Origin of the sequence: Ferrimicrobium sp. (genome assembly GCF_027364955.1) — a bacterium.
Classification (GTDB): domain Bacteria; phylum Actinomycetota; class Acidimicrobiia; order Acidimicrobiales; family Acidimicrobiaceae; genus Ferrimicrobium.
The window spans coordinates 1-17,625 of the sequence record NZ_DAHXOI010000001.1 but is presented as its reverse complement, the minus strand read 5'-3'; the positions used below and the strand labels follow the sequence as shown (position 1 = coordinate 17,625).

At 57.1% G+C, this 17,625-nt stretch carries 19 protein-coding genes; 8 read left to right on the top strand and 11 right to left on the bottom strand.

Going from position 1 to position 17,625, the window contains the following annotated elements; all coding sequences use genetic code 11:
- Nucleotides 1-50 precede the first annotated feature (50 nt).
- Both hemE and M7Q83_RS00090 read left to right on the top strand, forming a co-directional pair.
- On the top strand, nucleotides 51-1,154 hold the full coding sequence (gene hemE, locus M7Q83_RS00095) for a uroporphyrinogen decarboxylase (RefSeq protein WP_298334093.1): 1,104 nt from the start codon (nucleotides 51-53) through the stop codon (nucleotides 1,152-1,154).
- Nucleotides 1,151-2,485, top strand: coding sequence for an FAD-dependent oxidoreductase (locus tag M7Q83_RS00090; RefSeq protein WP_298334090.1), 1,335 nt, complete (start codon nucleotides 1,151-1,153; stop codon nucleotides 2,483-2,485). Before hemE ends, M7Q83_RS00090 begins: the two co-directional genes overlap by 4 nt.
- Nucleotides 2,486-2,527: 42 nt before the next feature.
- Here M7Q83_RS00090 and cobT read toward each other — a convergent pair whose 3' ends face one another.
- Together cobT and M7Q83_RS00080 are read right to left on the bottom strand one after the other, a co-directional pair.
- Complete coding sequence (gene cobT, locus M7Q83_RS00085) at nucleotides 2,528-3,580, bottom strand: nicotinate-nucleotide--dimethylbenzimidazole phosphoribosyltransferase (RefSeq protein ID WP_298334087.1); 1,053 nt, start codon at nucleotides 3,578-3,580, stop codon at nucleotides 2,528-2,530.
- Nucleotides 3,577-4,059, bottom strand: a complete 483-nt coding sequence (locus M7Q83_RS00080) for a GtrA family protein (protein ID WP_298334083.1) — start codon at nucleotides 4,057-4,059, stop codon at nucleotides 3,577-3,579. Before M7Q83_RS00080 ends, cobT begins: the two co-directional genes overlap by 4 nt.
- Nucleotides 4,060-4,129: 70 nt before the next feature.
- Here M7Q83_RS00080 and tesB point away from each other — a divergent pair, with 70 nt between their 5' ends.
- Nucleotides 4,130-4,981 (top strand): acyl-CoA thioesterase II, encoded by an 852-nt coding sequence (gene tesB / locus M7Q83_RS00075; RefSeq protein WP_298334080.1) that lies wholly within the window; start codon nucleotides 4,130-4,132, stop codon nucleotides 4,979-4,981.
- A 52-nt stretch (nucleotides 4,982-5,033) separates the two neighbouring features.
- On the opposite strand, the gene M7Q83_RS00070 is transcribed toward tesB, so the two are convergent.
- Together M7Q83_RS00070 and M7Q83_RS00065 are read right to left on the bottom strand one after the other, a co-directional pair.
- The gene (locus M7Q83_RS00070) at nucleotides 5,034-6,302 is read right to left on the bottom strand and encodes a citrate synthase (RefSeq protein WP_298334078.1); all 1,269 of its coding nucleotides are present in this window, start codon (nucleotides 6,300-6,302) and stop codon (nucleotides 5,034-5,036) included.
- A 26-nt stretch (nucleotides 6,303-6,328) separates the two neighbouring features.
- Complete coding sequence (locus M7Q83_RS00065) at nucleotides 6,329-6,784, bottom strand: GNAT family N-acetyltransferase (RefSeq protein WP_298334075.1); 456 nt, start codon at nucleotides 6,782-6,784, stop codon at nucleotides 6,329-6,331.
- 55 nt (nucleotides 6,785-6,839) lie between these two features.
- Between M7Q83_RS00065 and M7Q83_RS00060 the strand changes: the two genes are divergently transcribed.
- Nucleotides 6,840-7,694, top strand: a complete 855-nt coding sequence (locus tag M7Q83_RS00060; RefSeq protein WP_298334073.1) for a PAC2 family protein — start codon at nucleotides 6,840-6,842, stop codon at nucleotides 7,692-7,694.
- A gap of 54 nt (nucleotides 7,695-7,748) precedes the next feature.
- Here M7Q83_RS00060 and M7Q83_RS00055 read toward each other — a convergent pair whose 3' ends face one another.
- From M7Q83_RS00055 to groL, 6 genes are all read right to left on the bottom strand, one after another.
- Nucleotides 7,749-8,456, bottom strand: a complete 708-nt coding sequence (locus tag M7Q83_RS00055; RefSeq protein WP_298334071.1) for an NUDIX hydrolase N-terminal domain-containing protein — start codon at nucleotides 8,454-8,456, stop codon at nucleotides 7,749-7,751.
- Between the two features lie 235 nt (nucleotides 8,457-8,691).
- Nucleotides 8,692-9,117, bottom strand: coding sequence for a hypothetical protein (locus tag M7Q83_RS00050; RefSeq protein ID WP_298334069.1), 426 nt, complete (start codon nucleotides 9,115-9,117; stop codon nucleotides 8,692-8,694).
- A complete protein-coding gene (locus tag M7Q83_RS00045; protein WP_298334066.1) occupies nucleotides 9,104-9,343 on the bottom strand; it encodes an NIL domain-containing protein in 240 nt (79 codons plus the stop codon). The genes M7Q83_RS00050 and M7Q83_RS00045 overlap by 14 nt, the downstream gene beginning before the upstream one ends.
- Complete coding sequence (gene larE, locus M7Q83_RS00040) at nucleotides 9,315-10,175, bottom strand: ATP-dependent sacrificial sulfur transferase LarE (RefSeq protein WP_298334064.1); 861 nt, start codon at nucleotides 10,173-10,175, stop codon at nucleotides 9,315-9,317. Before larE ends, M7Q83_RS00045 begins: the two co-directional genes overlap by 29 nt.
- A 42-nt stretch (nucleotides 10,176-10,217) precedes the next feature.
- Nucleotides 10,218-10,964 carry a chlorite dismutase family protein gene (locus M7Q83_RS00035; protein WP_298334061.1) on the bottom strand — a complete coding sequence of 249 codons (747 nt, stop codon included), beginning with the start codon at nucleotides 10,962-10,964 and terminating at the stop codon, nucleotides 10,218-10,220.
- 192 nt (nucleotides 10,965-11,156) lie between these two features.
- Nucleotides 11,157-12,782 carry a chaperonin GroEL gene (gene groL / locus M7Q83_RS00030; RefSeq protein WP_298334058.1) on the bottom strand — a complete coding sequence of 542 codons (1,626 nt, stop codon included), beginning with the start codon at nucleotides 12,780-12,782 and terminating at the stop codon, nucleotides 11,157-11,159.
- 327 nt (nucleotides 12,783-13,109) lie between these two features.
- Between groL and M7Q83_RS00025 the strand changes: the two genes are divergently transcribed.
- Nucleotides 13,110-13,835, top strand: coding sequence for a glycosyltransferase (locus tag M7Q83_RS00025; RefSeq protein WP_298334056.1), 726 nt, complete (start codon nucleotides 13,110-13,112; stop codon nucleotides 13,833-13,835).
- Here M7Q83_RS00025 and M7Q83_RS00020 read toward each other — a convergent pair.
- Nucleotides 13,832-14,857 carry a glycerate kinase gene (locus M7Q83_RS00020; protein ID WP_298334053.1) on the bottom strand — a complete coding sequence of 342 codons (1,026 nt, stop codon included), beginning with the start codon at nucleotides 14,855-14,857 and terminating at the stop codon, nucleotides 13,832-13,834. The genes M7Q83_RS00025 and M7Q83_RS00020 overlap by 4 nt on opposite strands.
- A gap of 47 nt (nucleotides 14,858-14,904) precedes the next feature.
- Between M7Q83_RS00020 and M7Q83_RS00015 the strand changes: the two genes are divergently transcribed.
- The 3 genes from M7Q83_RS00015 (at nucleotide 14,905) to M7Q83_RS00005 (ending at nucleotide 17,552) form a co-directional block, all read left to right on the top strand.
- Nucleotides 14,905-16,263, top strand: coding sequence for a trehalose-6-phosphate synthase (locus M7Q83_RS00015; protein ID WP_366526343.1), 1,359 nt, complete (start codon nucleotides 14,905-14,907; stop codon nucleotides 16,261-16,263).
- Nucleotides 16,250-16,981, top strand: a complete 732-nt coding sequence (gene otsB / locus M7Q83_RS00010) for a trehalose-phosphatase (protein ID WP_298334047.1) — start codon at nucleotides 16,250-16,252, stop codon at nucleotides 16,979-16,981. The genes M7Q83_RS00015 and otsB overlap by 14 nt, the downstream gene beginning before the upstream one ends.
- A gap of 82 nt (nucleotides 16,982-17,063) precedes the next feature.
- Entirely contained in the window at nucleotides 17,064-17,552 is a 489-nt protein-coding gene (locus M7Q83_RS00005) for a TetR/AcrR family transcriptional regulator (protein WP_298334044.1), read from the top strand.
- The last annotated feature ends 73 nt before the right edge of the window (nucleotides 17,553-17,625 follow it).

Genomic DNA, 17,625 nt, shown 5'->3' with positions numbered 1-17,625 from the left:
CGATAGCTGACCCTTCAGGTGTCGCGCCGGTAGACTCGATGAGTAGCTCTATGAATACACCCACCACCGACCTCAGTTCCTCCGTGCTCCTCAAAGCACTCCACCAGGAGCCAACAGAACGAACGCCCGTCTGGTTTATGCGCCAAGCTGGCCGTTCGTTGCCAGAGTATCGGAAGGTGCGCGGGGTAGAATCGATCCTCAAAGTGCTGCAGTCTCCAGAGTTGGCTGCAGAGATCACGCTGCAGCCAGTGCGACGTTACCAAGTTGATGCCGCAATACTGTACTCAGACATCATGGCCCCACTGACGAACCTTGGGGTCGGGATTGACATCGTCGCTGGGGTGGGACCAGTCATCGAAGAACCCATGAGGTCGATGCGCGACGTCCAGCGGCTCAGAGCGGTTGACCCCTCGATCGATCTTGCCCCAATGGCGGCAGCCGTCGCGCTCTGTGTCCAGGAACTCACTGTTCCGTTGATCGGATTCTGTGGTGGCCCGTTCACCATCGCTAGCTACCTCGTCGAGGGTCGTCCATCACGAACACACGCCATCATCAAGACACTGATGCTCCAAGAACCTGAGGTCTTCCATGAACTCGCCTCACGCCTGGTAGATATCGCCATTGCTACCCTGACCGTCCAGGTTGACCATGGGGCAAGTGTGGTGCAAATCTTCGATTCATGGATCGGAACGCTGAGCCCGTGGATGTTTCGGACGTGGGTGCGCCCGCATCTCCAACGCCTCGCAGATGCGTCCGCGCGACTGGGGGTACCAGTGATCTATTTCGGGGTCGAAACCGCAGGTCTGCTGGAGGACCTTGCCGATCTCGGCTTTCCAGCGTTAGGCCTCGACTGGCGCATCGACCTTGGGAACGCAGCGACGCGATTGGGCTCACAGGTGGCCTTGCAGGGCAACCTTGATCCTTCGATCCTCCTCGCGCCCACGGAGACGGTCTTGGCGGCAACCGAAAATGTGCTGACTGCTTCCGCGAAGGCCAAGGGGTATATCTTTAATCTTGGCCATGGAGTCTTGCCTGAGACGAACCCAGACACCCTGGCCGCCATCGTGGAACTTGTCCACCAGCGTGGAGCAAGCCTACGTGGTGCGCCTAGTCTGCCAGACACAACCGACCGAGCGGCCGGAGCCAACCGATGAAGGTCGCCATCGTTGGCGGTGGCATCAGCGGGCTTGGAGCCGCCTGGGAGCTCATGCAACACGGTCACGAAGTAACGGTCTTTGAGCAAGAAGAGCGACTTGGCGGTAAGTTACAGACGACCACCATCGATAGGGTTCAGGTAGAGCTGGGGCCGGACTCCTATCTACGTCGAAACCCATCGGCGAACGAACTCCTCGATCACTTGGTCCTCTCCGAGATCGCCCCAGCAACCAGCAAAGCCCTCCTGTATACGTCCACAGGGACCGAGCCCATTCCAGCAGGTCTCAATCTGGGCACTCCGCTGCGAGCGCAACAAGCGATCGCCAATCACCTGGTACCACCCTCGGCTCGTCTACGAGCCGCTATCGGAGCGCTAGTACCCTCGCTGTGGCCTTCTGGTTTCAGCGATGACCTGGGTGCCATCGTCGCGAACCGTTATGGACGTCGATGGGCAGACGCAAACGTTGAGCCCCTCGTCGGAGGTATCAACGCCAACACCATCTACGGATTGAGCGCTCAAACCAGCGCACCAAGCATTTTGCATGCGCCTCCGCCTGCACCGTCCTCGGGAGCAGCGACCACACCAGCCTTTGGAGCACCATCAGGGGGGTTGTCGGTACTCATCGACCAGCTGCAGGACGCGTTGCTAGCTGGAGGGTGTACGATCGTCACCAGTGCCCCGGTACAGTCGATCGAACGGCGTGGCCCATCCGATGTGCTTATCACGACTCCGGCGGTGTCCTACCCAAGCCAACGACTGCTCCTCGCCTTGCCCGCCTACCAAAGTGCTTCACTACTCGGTCCCCTCTTCGGTGATGGGCGCAGCCTGTTGAGTGCCATTCACTACTCATCAGTTTCCATGCTCATCAGCTACTCCAAGGAGGCGCTGCCGTCACGCCTTCTCGAGGTCAGTGGCATCTTAGTAGCGCGCAACCTCGGCCTTCTCACCACTGCGGTGTCAATTGCCTCGAACAAGTGGCCAGGTTGGACTGCTCAGGCTGGAACCCTTCTACGGATATCAACCGGTTCACTCTATGATCGCCGCCACCTACGTATGGAGGATACCGAACTGCTGGAGGCACTGACCCTTGAGGTGAATCAAATGCTAGCCCATCAGTTACCCACGGCGTGGAACCGTATCGTCCGTTGGAACCGTTCCTTCCCTCATTTTCGCCCCTACCATGCCCAGTTGGTCGCGAAGTTGGATGCCGATCTATTCGATCGGTTCCATGGGGATATTGGCGTCACTGGTGCCTACATCAACGGCTCAGGGATCCCAACGTGTATCGCCACCGCCAGGTCACGCGCACAACAGCTGGTGTCAGCGTAGACACCAGCTATTCGCGGTTGCCTGGCCGCGACTACTGGTTCGCTAACCTTTTTCCGTTACGCCTGCGGCGTCGAAGGTAGCCATTTCAGCGAGCACCCGGGCGGCTGCTCGGACCATTGGAACTGCCAGCGCGGCCCCCGTTCCCTCCCCCAAGCGCAGATGAAGGTCAAGCAAAGGCTCCAGCCCAAGATGTGCCAACCCAACCGAGGCGCCTGGCTCAACCGAACGATGCCCGGCGATAAGGCAGCCAACGACTGCTTGGTCCTCCGCTGCAGCCATCAATGCAGCAGCGATGGCGATAACGCCATCGAGGATAACCGGAACGCGTGCCTCCGCTGCACCGAGGATCAGCCCGGCTAGAAAGGCATGTTCGAATCCACCCATGCGTGCGAGAAGTTGCACGGCGTTCGATCGATCACCATAGTACGAATCAACGACCTGGGTGACGATGGCCGTCTTTTTTGCAAGCGTGTGATCATCCACTCCAGTGCCACGGCCTGTCACATCGACGGCACTCACGCTACAGACGGTTGCGATCAGCGCCGCTGATGGCGTGGTGTTACCTATCCCCATATCTCCTGTTACAAAGAGATCGATGCCTTGCGATGCCTGCTGGGCGGCGAAGTGTCTGCCCTCCTCGATGAGGGCAGCGGCAACCGCTTCTGTCATCGCTGGTTCGACGTGGATGTTACCCGTGACCTGCGCTCGCTTGACACTGTAGAACATCGGTGCTGGCGCAAACTCCGCATGGACCCCACAGTCAACGACGACGACCTGGGCACCAACTTCATCGGCAAGCACGTTGATTGCAGCACCACCGGCAAGAAAGTTGTGGATCATCTGTGTCGTGACCTCCTGTGGCCACGGAGACACTCCTTCAACCAATACGCCATGATCACCAGCCGCGACCACGACCATCGGTCTGCTGGGGACACGAGGAGGGCAGGCCCCACTGATACCAGCTAGCTGCACACCCAGATCCTCCAAACGACCCAGTGATCCGGCCGGCTTCGTGAGACGACCCTGCAGCTGTGTCGCCGCCTCCATTGCATCGCGGTCGAGGAACCGGCTCGCTTCCTCTCGTAGTTGGTTCATAGTGGCTCTACCTCACTGGTTGCTGTCTCTACAAAGAGCCAGATATTGAAGATGAAAAACTTGCCGACCCAGACTACGCCGAATGCCAACAGCGATGCAAAGTTCACAAAAAGGGCATCGGCGAGGTGCGAGAGGTGATGGGTCTGTGCAAACGACTGCGCTAAACCAACCGTCACGAGAGAGAGGGCGAGCCCGATAAACGCAAGCGTCCAAAAGGGAACGATCTCGCGAAGAAAATGTGACTTGCCAGACTTACCCCACGCCCAATTCCGGTTGAGGTAGTACGAAGGCACGGCCGCAACGGCAGTAGCCACGATATTAGACACCTCCGCGGAGAAGAGCCGAAACACACCGAAGACCAAAAAAAGGACGACTTCGGTGACAACCACCGAGACCACTGAGGCAAGCGCATACTTAATGGCTTTGAGACCGACCTTAGCGACCAACCAGCCATAGAATGTGCGATAGAGAGACTGCACGGGACAATCCTAGTCGTGTTGCAGCGGTTGATAACCATAGCCCTTGACAGAGGGCACAGATAGGAGAATGGTGTCAAAAGCCCTTGATGATCTCATCACCCTGCTCGATCTCGAGTCAATCGAAGTCAACATCTTTCGAGGGCAAAGCCCCCGAGAGGACCGTCAACGAGTCTTCGGTGGCCAAGTTGCCGGACAAGCACTCGTGGCCGCCGGGAGAACGGTTGCCAGCGATCGAGCCGTGCACAGCCTTCACGCCTATTTCATCCGACCCGGAGACCCAAACATTCCTCTCCTCTATGAGGTAGAGCGCATCCGCGACGGAAAGAGCTTCAGCACACGCCGCGTCCTTGCGATCCAACACGGCAAGCCCATCTTCAACCTCTCCGCGTCGTTCCAAATCGAGGAGGATGGGCTCGAGCACCAAATCGAGGCGCCCCAAGTGCCTGACCCACTCAGCCTCCCTGATTTCGAAGAGACGATGGCACCATGGGCCGAGCTGATGGGAGAGTGGTATGACCGGCCACGGCCCTTCGATATTCGCTATGTCTTGCCACCCACCATGGCGAAACTGCCACAACCCCGGAAACCACAGCAGATGATCTGGCTGCGAGCCGACGGTCAACTTCCAGACTCTCCCCTACTCCACGCCTGTCTGTTTGCCTATGCCTCAGACATGACCCTGCTCGACAGCACGCTGCTCCCCCATCAGCTGTCTTGGATGGACCAGAGAATCTTTGCCGCAAGCCTGGATCATGCGATGTGGTTTCACCGCAATGCCAGAGCCGATGACTGGTTTCTCTATGACATGAGCAGCCCAACCACCCAACACTCCCGAGGCTTAGCTCAAGGGAGGATGTATGATCGTGCAGGCCGACTGCTCCTGTCGGTCGCCCAGGAGGGCCTCATCAGAGTGAGGCCGTGACAGCTTGCTGCTCTACTGCTTCGCTAGCGAGCAGCAAGCTGTCAGTGACTCTCTATCGATCTGCAATCGGCACGAAGTCGCGCTTGTCGGCACCGATATAGCGCTGACGGGGTCGGGCGATCTTGGCGTCCTGATCGAGCAACTCCTGCCAGTGTGCAAGCCAGCCGGACATGCGAGGGATTGCGAATAACACAGGGAACATGTCCACAGGGAAGCCCATAGCCTGATAGATCAGGCCGGAGTAGAAATCGACATTGGGATAGAGCTTACGCGAGATGAAGTACTCATCCGAGAGCGCCACCTCCTCCAATTTCAAGGCGATATCGAGGAGTGGATTCTTGCCGGTCACATCAAATACGTCATAGGCAACGTTCTTAATGATCTTCGCACGGGGATCATAATTTTTATAGACCCGATGACCAAAACCCTGCAGCCGTCCGTGTCCCTCCTTGACCGTGCGAACAAAATCTGGAACATTCTCAATACTGCCGATCTCAGTCAGCATCTTTACTACCGCCTCGTTCGCACCGCCGTGACGCGGTCCATAAAGAGCCGCACAGGCAGCGGCGGCTGAGGAGTAGGGATCGGAATGGGCCGAGCCAACCACACGCATCGCCGTTGTTGAACAGTTCTGTTCGTGATCAGCGTGGAGAATGAAGAGAACATCGACCGCTCGAATCAGCCTGGGATCTGCCTCGTACCGGGGCTCAGCAATCTTCCACATCATGGAAAGGAAGTTCTCAGGGAAGCTCAACGCATTATCAGGATAGACAAAGGGCATGCCCTGGGAGAAGCGATAGGCAGCAGCCGCTAACGTCGGCATCTTCGCAATCAATCGTACGATCTGGCGATGACGAGCCTCGGGGTCGAAGATCTCCTTGGCGTCGAGGTAGAAGGTAGAGAGCGCTGCAACCGCTGAGACCAGGATGCCCATCGGATGAGCATCGTAGTGGAAACCCTCAAGAAAACGCTTGCGCACGTTCTCATGGATGAAGGTGTGGTGGGTAACCTCGTCGACCCAAACCGACAGCTGCTGGGCGGTCGGCAGTTCGCCATTCAAGAGGAGATAGGCAACCTCAAGATAGGTCGACTTCTCGGCGAGTTGTTCGATCGGATAACCGCGATAGCGGAGGATCCCGGCCTCCCCATCAAGATACGAAATACTGCTCTCAGACATCGCTGTCGTCGCGAGAGCCGGATCAAGGAACCAGATACCAGGCAAATGCTTGTTCCACTGTTCCGCGGACACTGTCCCGTCAACGATCGGGACCTCGAACGCCTCGCCCGTGCGGTTGTCTGTAATCGTAATTGAATCAGCCATTTTCTCCTCTTCTTGTCTCGTGGCTTTTAACTCGCCTCCACTACAAAACGGTACACACTTGTGTCGCGAACTACAAACCCAACCGACTCATACAGACCATGAGCAGCGACTCTGCTGGCCCTTGACGTCAGGTCGACGGTCGCCACCCCGAGTTCCTCCGCGACTTGTAGGGCTCGTTGGGTCAACAACCGACCCAGCCCTTTGCCTCGCAGGGAGGTATCTACCACGACATCCTCCACCCAAGCTCGTTGGCCGGTCAATATCGGGAAAACAACCAGGGTCAACATGGCGCCGATCTGACCCTGCCGGTTGACGGCAACGAAGAGATGCGACGAAGGCGCGGCGAGGACTTGGTCGAGCCTTTCAGGTGTGAGCGGAGCGGCCCGCTGCGAGAGTTGTGGTAGGAGCAGATTGATTGCCTGGACAAGCTCGAAGTTTCCCTCTTTCGGTTGTACGACTTGCCACTCGTCCACAGCCATCATCAAAACTCCTCTCGTTTACCTTCAGTTTTCACCTTTGGCAACTAGCATAGATACGATGAGAGATATCGTCTGGCATAGGCGGGTTGGCCAACGCCGAAAGCCCGCGACGCTCATCGCGGCGCTTTCTGGGTGGACCGATGCGGGTGATGCCGCAACAATTGCCTACAATCAGATCGGCACGGCTCTTGGACTCGTTGATCTTGCGTATCTCGATCCAGAGAAGTTCTATGACTTTTCCATGGTCCGACCCATGGTAACCATCGACCACCACGGTATCTCTGAACTCCGCTGGAGCACGCTTGTCATCGGTGAGGCGACCACGAAGCGCTATGGACCGGTCTTCTTCCTCTTCGGACCCGAGCCACAGTTTCGATGGAAGACCGCATCAGCAGAGCTGCTTGCAGTAGCTAACCTCTTGGCTGTTGACCGTGTCATTACCCTCGGTTCGCTCCTTGCACCTGCACCGCACACGAAACCACCACGGCTCTTTGGTTATGCAAGTACACCGGACGTCGCTGACCTGCTCCAACTCGACAGTCCTCGCTACGAGGGGCCCACTGGTTTTCTCAGTGTGCTCCAGTCAGCCTCAGTGAGCTATGGCACGGAGATCGTCTCCCTCTGGGTCGAAGTGCCACACTATCTCAGCCAGTTTCCGGCGCAGCGCTCGGCACTAGCTCTCCTGCGCCAACTCGAGATCCTCCTCGGCATGGAAGAGGACTTCCGAGAGCTCCGAGAAGACCTCGGCGACACCGATCAAGAGGTGAAGGACTTCGTCTCTCGGGACCCTGATCTCGTCGCCTATATCTCGTCGCTGGAGTCCAACTACGAACAGGAACTCAACGTACGATCATCGATCGATACCATCGCCATTGAAGCGGAACGCTTTCTTCGCAGACAGCAAGGAGAGTAACCAAAGAAGGTGCAACCGACCTCTCGACACAGTGGGACTCAGACTCAGTAGAACTCAGACGCGATCAGCCCGTACGGGGTCAAAGTACGTAGTGAGTGGTGGCTCCTCGCCGTCTCGGATCCAACTCAACCATGGTAGCGCCAGTAACGCTTCGAGACGAGGTGGCAGTCGATCGATCGCAAACCAGTCCGCTCCCGATGTTTCGAGCGGGTGCGGTCGCAGTTCGCCACCGTCAGCTCGACAGAGGAAGATTGAGCTATACATCGCCACTCGGGTGAACCCCAGTCGCATGCCATCAAGAACCGCGAGGAGACGCGTCGGCGTGCAACGAATCCCCGTCTCTTCTTCGACTTCCTTCACAACTACTTCAGCAGGAGAGTATCCAACATCGGCCCAACCTGTGGGGTAGAGCCAGACTCCACTATCCGCTCGGCGAACGAGGAGCATGCGCTGCGATGAATCGAGCACGATGGCGCCAACCGCGGTCTTTGGCGTCACATAGCCTGGAACCCCCCGCGGCCCCCCCTCCGTCAAAACCGACACATCAACTCCGGCGTTTCGGGAGAGACCCACCTGTTGCATTCGGCCGACGACCTTGAGGATTTCGTCATAACGCTCACGCTCATAGAGGGAATCACTGAATGCTAGCCCCGTCTGGGCAATGGCGGCCAGCGACAAGATCCACTGCGCCAGCTCATTCGCCGATGCTGACTCTCGAGGGTCATCTGTCGCCCTCTGACTACCTTGGTCTATTTCACCCACTCAACCTATTCCTTCGCTCACCATAAGCCTAGGACTGGTACGCTACAGGGGTGGCCATTCAAGAGACCTGCAAACACTACGTTCTACAAACACTCCCCTCAGGAGAGCGCATTCAAAGGTGCAGGCTCAAAGCCAACCTTGATCTTCCGTTCGCCTGTCCACCTGATTGCCTCTTCTATGAGGCACGCACGCGAGTGACCAAAATTGGCTGGGAGATCCCAAAACGCAAGGATAATTAGCCGCGCGTCGGTTCTTCAGTCAGGGAGCGCAACCTGCGGGCCTTGGCTACGCCCCAGGCGAGGTGCAGCGCGGACAGATCCGAATCGATATCCACGGCACTAGCAGGCAGGAGGCCACGCCGCTGCAGGGCTGGCATGCTCGCAGCACAACCGTTTTCGGCCAGCCCTTCCACCATCCGGCGGCGAATCAGCCCCACCGGAGGCTCTCGCTGCGTCTCCGCTGGCGCCCCAAGGAGTAGCGCCAACTCCGACTCAACTTGACTCTGTAGCTCCGTGAGCCAGTCGAGATCGACCTCTCCCTCGCGAACCAGCTCTGCCTCGACTCTCGCAAAGTACGCCGGCAACGCCATCGTGAGACCATCGAGGAATGCTGCTGAAATTCTCCCAAACTCCTCTTGGGTCACCGGTTCACTGAGTGTCATTGTCCCCCTCAACCATCTCCACCTCTACTCCAATGGATATCAGCCAATCAGTCGCAGCAGCCACTGAGTTCCCATCGCCCTCCAACGTGCAAAGAATCCATCCGAGGTCGTCTTCGACGTTTGCACGCTTGATATTGGCAGTCACACCGTAGTTCCCTGCCAGTTTCGCGATAATAGGCTCACCGATGAGCGCACCTTCATACCAAAGTTTGACGATCACCTTCATCGCCGCTTGCCCCCTTGAGCACCCGGTTCAACGAACCGCTCCGGAATCCTCCTAAATCGAGCGTACTATAGACGAATCCGAGTCGCTCGGCTTCAGCGACAATTTGCTCACGGTTAGCCAGCATCCGCTGGAACATCTCCGGAGGTAGCTCGATTCTCGCGATGTCGCCATGGTGGCGTACTCGTACGACCGAGAGGCCAAGGCGATGAAGAAATCGCTCAAGGCGCTCGACAGCACTCAATCGCTGGATCGTGACGGGGACCCCATAGGGAATGCGTGAGGCTAGACAGGCCGAAGCTGGCTTATCCGCAAGCTCCCCGAGCCCTAACGAGCGAGCTATCGACCGGATCATCGACTTGTCTACCCCACACTCCACAAAGGGCGAAGCAACTCCAAACTCATCCGCAGCTCGCAAGCCCGGACGGTAGTCACCCAGATCGTCAAGGTTGGTCCCAACGACAATCGTCGCCTTCCGATGAAGCGCAATGGGCAAAAGCTCCTCAAAAAGATGACTTTTGCAGACGTAGCATCGGTCTGGTGCATTCTGGACATAGTTCGGGTCTTGAATCTCGTCAGTGTGAACCTCCATGAAGTTCAACGACTCTCGCTGCACAAAGCCTCGAACGCCTTCGAGTTCTTCTTGCGATAACGACGGAGAAACGGCCGTCACCGCCAGAGCGTGATCACCGAGCGCCCTGTTCGCCATCGCCGCAAGGACAGCAGAATCGACCCCACCAGAGAGGGCCACCACCACGTTGCCGACACCCAAAAACCAGCGTCGAACTTCGCTGATTTTATCATCGATCAGGGACGTGTCTACATCCACCGCCATGCTCTCTATCCTCCTTCCAGCGCTTTCGAGTGTCCCCAAGGACTAATTATCAGCGAAGAGGGAGGAGAAGACTACCTCAGGATCTTGGAGGACTCCTACGTAGAACGGGCCGAACTCTGCGTATACTGCCGACGCCTCGTCGTAGCGCATCGTATAGACCACATCCTTCAAATCATCTGGATGGCGAGCAAATAGCGTCACGCCCCACTCCCAATCACTCACACCAGTCGCACCGGTAACCAACTGGGTGACACGACCGGCGAATTTTCGCCCCGACGCACCGTGTTCTCCCATGAGGTGCTCGCGCTCATCGAAGCCAAGTGCATACCAATTTTGACTAACGTTACGACGCTTAGCCATTGGGTAGAAACACCACGCATCCTTACCTTTGGGTGGCAACTTCGGATAAAGACGGGGTCGCTTACGCTCCTCGGTGATATTACGTGCATACTCGGAGACTTCAGTGATGGAGAAGAATGAATCACTAAAGACCAGGCCAGCACGTCGTAAATCCAACTGAAGACGTCGTAGCCCGAGAAGATCACGATCGAGTGCCATGATGGCGACCTCACAACGATGACCTAATGTGGCAACCGTCAATACCTGGGTCCCACGCTCAATGGCCTGCTTGACCCTCGCTGTCGCAAGTTCCGGATCGAAATCCTTGGTTGCGTCCCCAAAGAGATGCAACACGTTGAGTCCCTCGGTAACCTCCGAACACGGAATCTCCAGTTCATCCGCTCCTTGGTTGGGCTCCTCTGGCTGCATCATTTCCTCATCTCTTACCATGCTATCTTCTCCTTGTGCGTCCAACCCTGCACCGCCCGGCTACCACACCTGCGGGGCAAATCCGCTACCTCTACCTTAGGAACCCCACCGGCGGTAGCAACAATCGCTCGCCGGCCAACCCTACTACGACAGGGCAGAAAACGGCAATGGGCGACACATAGCGTGCCGCCCATTGCCGTAAAGAACCCGTGACTAGAAGTCCTCCATGCCTCCAGGTGGCATCGCCGCCGACTTCTCTTCTGGCTTATCGACGATCGCAGCCTCTGTCGTGAGGAACAGCGCCGCAATCGATGCCGCATTTTGCAGCGCCGAGCGAGTCACCTTGACTGCGTCAATCACTCCAGCAGCAAACAGATCCTCATAGATGCCGGTGGCCGCGTTCAGGCCGTCGGAACCATTCTTAAGCGAACGCACCTTCTCGACGACGACACCGCCTTCCATACCAGCATTCGTGGCAATCTGGCGCAGTGGACCCTCAAGGGACTTCGCGACTAGACGGACGCCAGTAGCCACATCTGCATCGAGTTGCTTATCGGCCAACTGAGCGACTGCCTCCTGTGCACGCAGGAGTGCAACGCCGCCACCAGGAACGACACCCTCCTCAATAGCTGCTTTCGTGGTCGAGACTGCGTCCTCGATACGGTGCTTCTTCTCCTTGAGCTCCACCTCCGTCGCCGCGCCCACCTTGATGATGGCAACTCCACCGCTCAACTTGGCGAGGCGCTCTTGCAGTTTCTCGCGATCGTAGTCTGAGTCTGTGGTCTCGATCTCGTTTTTGATCTGTGCGACACGACCCTTGATCTCGGTCTCATCGCCAGCGCCTTCAATGATGGTGGTCTCATCTTTCGAGATCTCCACTCGTCGCGCCCGACCAAGTAGGTCAAGCGTCGTGTTTTCAAGCTTTAGACCCACCTCTTCAGAGATCACTTGGCCACCGGTGAGGATAGCCATATCCTGCATCATGGCCTTGCGTCGATCGCCAAACCCAGGAGCCTTGACCGCAACGGAGCGGAACGTTCCGCGAATCTTGTTGACCACAAGCGTGGCGAGAGCTTCGCCATCAACGTCTTCGGCGATGATCAACAGTGGCTTGCCCGCCTGCATGATCTTCTCGAGCACCGGCAAGACATCACGAATCGCAGAAATCTTGGAGCTGTAGAACAAGATGTAAGGATCCTCAAGCACCGCCGTCATCGATTCCGGATCGGTGGAGAAGTATGGAGAGATGTAACCCTTATCGAAACGCATTCCTTCGACCAGATCGATCTCCATCCCAAAGGTCTGCGACTCTTCGACCGTGATGACCCCGTCCTTACCGACGCGTTCAATGGCCTCGGAGATCATCTGACCGACCTCAGGATCGGCCGCAGAGATAGAGGCAACCTGGGCAATCTGCTCCCGTGATTCTGTCTCGCGAGCAAGATTCTTCAGCGAGAGAACAGCCTCTTCTACTGCGAGTTCAATGCCCGTCTTCAACAACATGGGGTTTGCCCCAGCGGTGACGTTTCGAAGGCCTTCGCGGACCATCGTCCACGCCAAAACCGTCGCCGTCGTGGTGCCGTCACCTGCGACATCATCAGTCTTCTTGGCGACTTCCTTCACAAGTTCAGCACCAAGTCGCTCAAATGGATCCTCGAGCTCGATCTCCTTAGCGATCGACACTCCATCGTTGGTGATGGTAGGTGCTCCCCATTTCTTATCGAGCACCACATTACGTCCCTTGGGTCCGAGGGTTACCCGCACCGCGTCAGCGAGCTGGTTCATCCCTGACTCGAGCTTGCGTCGAGCCTCATCATCGAACAGAATCAGCTTAGCCATAGCCACTTTCCTCCATTGTGTTTACCGAAACTAGTGTGTTTACCGAAACTAGCACTCTACATATGAGAGTGCTAACAATCCTAGCCAGGCTGCACGCCATTCACGCACGCTCTGCCCCTCAAAATTCCGTTCACCCGGTGCATCAGCCGCAGAGGACTCACCATCCCTTGTCTAGCTTCCTCATTCCGATCCGCGTTGCGCCTGCAGCAAAGCCCGCAAACTTGGACCTCGGCGAGCCAGTACTCAGACCGTCTGCGCATAGGGCCACGCAAACTTCTAGGATGATACGTCGTGGTCGTCAAAAACTCCCTGAGCCCAAGGAACACCGTGGCGCTCGTCATACCAGCTCGCAATGAAGCTCCACGACTCCCGCATGTGCTCGATATCGTCACCTCTGATCAGCCTGCTCTTTTTGACGAGATCATCGTTGTAGACGATGGTTCCGCTGACGCGACCCAAGAGGTAGCCCATCAGTTCCCACAGGTACGTGTTGTCGCTATTCGCGACGGGAGGCCCGGCAAGGGTAAAGCGCTGCGGGTGGGTTGGGAACGGTCCACGGCCGACATTGTCGTGACCTGTGATGCGGACTTAGGCTCGCTGCAGCATGCACAGTTGAGTCGTCTTGTTTGGACGCTCACAAGCCAACGGCAGTTGCGGCTGGCGAAAGCGGCCTACGGCAACTCTGCTGATGACAGTGGACGGGTGACGGAACTCACTGCAAAGCCACTGCTAGAGGTTTTCTTCCCTTCCTGTGCCGACTTACAGTCTCCACTCAGCGGTGAGATGGCGTTCTATCGTGACGACGCGATCTCCCTAGATCTTCCGGATGACTACGGTGTCGACATCGCCATTCTGTTGGAACTCGCGCAGCGTTATGGGCGCAGCGCCATCGCCGAAATCCCATTTGGCATCAAAGATCACCCCCACCAACCGCTCTCGTCGCTCGGCATTCAATCTCGGCAGGTCATCCGGGCGCTCCTCGAGCGCGTCGAGCGGCTCCAGATAGATCCGCAGGAGCCGATCCCGGAATCTCTGATCACGCAACTCCTCTAGCCCGATCCAGCCTCGTCCCTTGCTGCCGTGGCTAGCTGAGTAAGCAGCTCGAGCGGGTTGGCTAACGCCACATCTAGACCAAAAAGCTCACTCAACACCGATACCCGGTGCCCTCGCTGGCGCACGGCCTGCACTGTCTCGGGTGCAGCAGAGCCGACAATCACCCAAACTGGCGTGCCTTGACTCTCAGCAAGCCTGAGAACACCGCCCACCACCTTCCCACCAAGCGACGTGTCATCGAGCCGACCCTCACCAGTAACGACAAGATCAGCATCGCCGATATGGCGCGCCAATTGGACTCGATCGGCCACCTCATCAAACCCAGAGGTGAGCTCGGCTCCGATCGCCAACAGGGCCCCCGACAAGCCTCCCGCCGCGCCAGTCCCAACAAAATGGTCAAGATCGATCCCGTACCAACGCTGGTACCAGTTTCGTGCCGCGCCAAGCCTCATGGTGAGCAGTCGTACCGCTTCCGCACTCGCTCCCTTCTGGGGAGCAAAAATGACGGCCGCATCGCTAAAACGAGTCTGCACGTCGAGTGCTACCCTCAGCAAACTGGTATCAACTGCAAGACGACGCTGTCGTACCCTTCGGATAAAACCAAGTCCACCATCGGTAACCGCAGAACCGCCACAACCAACCACAATGCGGTGTGGCTCTGATCTTCGTAACGTCTCTTCGAGCAGGATCGCTACGCCGGTCGAGTCTGCACGTATCGGATCATTGTTCGCAGCACCACCGATACGCGTTAATCCGATGGCCTCCGCCGTCTCAAGGATCACCTCAACGTTGCCCTTATCGAGAGCACGATAACCAAGACGGGCACGACATGGACGACCAAGAGCATCGACAGTCGCCACCTGTTCCCATCGGTGGGCAAGGACTTCAAGGAAGCCATCGCCCCCATCAGAGAGGGGACACTCTCTTACCTCGTCAGCCCTTAGCGCACGCGCAAAGGCATGGGAGGCCTCCTGTGCCGACGCGGTACCCTTCAAGCTGTCAAAAGCGGCTAGAACCTTCACGCATCCCGCCTTACCACATGACACTACACTAAAGCACGACACCCATTATGCAGCAAAAGTCACGATATCTTTTTGTCACCAATAGAGGACCGATGCAGGTCGGCGCCGACGGCCATACCCTTATCCGCTCAGGAGGAGGACTCGCAAGTGGCTTGCTTGGGCTGATGGACCAACCGGGGCACGACGAAATTCGATGGTTATTCCCTATCTCCTCCGAAGCCGAAGTAACCGCAGCGCGCGAGCATCGCTATGAGGCGATCCAACCAGGTTTCTGTCCTGCACCCGTCAACGCGCAAGACCACAGAGTCGCCTATCAAGTGATCGCCAACGAATACTTCTGGTATCTTTTCCATGGGCTCTTTGACCTCAGCTTCGAGCCAATCTTTGACCAGGCCTTTTTCGACGCCTACGATCAGTATCGTCGTTTCAATGACCAGATGGCTGACGCAGTATCGAAACTTGACCTGAGCGCTACCACAATCATTATCAACGATTACCACCTGATGCTGATGCCCCAACTCTTGCGTGATCGCGGATTCGGTGGTTCGATCGTTCTGTTCTTTCATACGCCGATCTGCACGGCGGCTGAATCCGACCTTATCCCGTCAATCGTCCGCGACGAACTGCTCCGTAACTTCGCTGCCGCTAACGTCATCGGCCTCCACGCTCATCATTGGGAACAATTTTTTATCGATTCCTTCGGCCACCGTGGGTCTCGACTGCCCCCAACGGTAGTGGCTCCCCTCCCAGCCGACACACTTGGCATGATAAACTCAGTCTCCGACGAAGCGGTCGCCCGCGAGCGTGATCGGCTCGAACCACTTGCCATGGGGCTCCCCACAATCCTGAGAGTCGACCGAATTGAACCGTCGAAGAACCTCCTGCGGGGCGTCTATGCCATCGATAGCATGCTGCGCCAGAACCCGAAGGCACGCGGAAATTTCAGAGCCCTCCTCTTTGCCTACCCATCGCGAAGTACCATTCCCAAGTATCGCCGTCTGACCGTTGAACTCGAGACGCTCGTCAAGGAGGTCAATGAACGCTGGTTCCATGAAGGCTGGAACCCTATTCACCTCGACCTCTCCGACCATCCCGCCAGAAGCCTTGCGAGTTACCAGCTCTTTGATGCCCTCTTGGTCAACCCGCTGCGCGACGGCCTGAACCTCGTCGTCTTTGAAGCTGCTCTCGTCGCCAAGCCGACCGCACAAATTGTGCTCTCTACCGAAGCTGGCGCCGCCGAGCACGTTGGCCAATGGCTTGAACTCATCAACCCGCTCGACATCGCTGAGACAGCAGGGGCACTCGACCGGGCGCTCGGGGGTGGCGATCTTGACCCTGTCAGATCATGGACCAGCCAGAATACGTGGACAAGGTGGTTGGAGACCATCAACCGTGCTCTTCGCTGAGTTTCGCCAGGTCTATCTCCAACACCCCACGACGGCCCTTCTTGTCTTCGACTTCGATGGAACGCTTGCCCCCATCGTGTCAACGCCTGGCCAAGCCCGCCTTGATGTCCAGCTCCGCCAACCGCTAGTGAAACTGAGCAGACAAACAAACGTCATCATTCTCTCCGGTCGCCCAACTGACTATCTTCAGGAGCAATTCGTCGGTATTAAGGTCGATCTCATCGGTAACTATGGCCGTCCAGAGACGCTGGAACCAACGGATCAAACCCTGCTTGAGGCGCTCGTCAGACGGGCTCGCCAAGAGTTGCCCACCGCCATTTTGGTGGAGGAAAAGCCAAGTTCGCTCGCGCTTCATTATCGTCGCGCTCCCGATCGAGCATCTGAGGTCCTGGACTGGAGCCGTCGGCAACAACGCGAGTACGACGTTACCCTCGACTTTGGAAAATCTGTGGTAGAGGTCAGCGTTGGTGATCACTCCGACAAAGGAACGGTACTGCGTCGACTGGCTGGAGGTCACTCCGCTGTGCTGTACGCCGGTGATGATGTGGGAGATATCCCGGCCATGAAGGCACTCCAAGAGTTCGACACGCCGACGTGTGGACTTGCCATCGCCTCCGAACAGTCTCCAGCTGAGCTAACTGTGCTCGCCGACGAGAGTATTTCCCGATCGCAATTTGTCCATTATCTCGTCTTATTGACCTCTGTTAGCAATACCTGAGGATCACGCGCACGCGCGAGAAAGTTTAGAATCGACAAATCGCTCCGATACCTTCTTGCAACTTGCAAAGGTGGATCAGATCATGGGAAATGTTCAAGAAACCTGGCGCGAACGCAGAGAGCAGATTCTGCGAGCAGCTATGGATGTTCTCGTCAACGACGGCGCCAGCAGTCTAACGATTCGTAGTGTTGCAAAAGCCGCTGGTGTGGACCCTGCGCTGATCTATCACTACTTTAGCTCGAAGGCGGATCTGCTCCAGGAGGTGACCTATATCCCGTTGGAGGTAGAGACCGAACTGGCAGATCCCTCTCGTGATCTGATGTGGAGGCTCTCCATCTTTGATCGACCATCAGCGGCACTATGGATTACGGCCCTCATGATCTGTATGGTCGACGCCAGGGAGCGAGGCGCTGAGCAGTTTGGCCACCTTCTCGACCTCTTGCTCCCCAACGGCGATCGAGCCAAACGAACGATGGTGGTGGGATTGCTCTTCGAACGCTATCTCTTGCACTCCCAAGCGTGTGAGGATGCGGCTTTACGGCGCTATGCAGAGCTGGTAGAGGCGGTCTAAGGAGTCAAGCAATAATAACTTGAACAGTCACGGAGTCTGTGCTATCATGTGAGCATGGCCGACGCAGCATTGA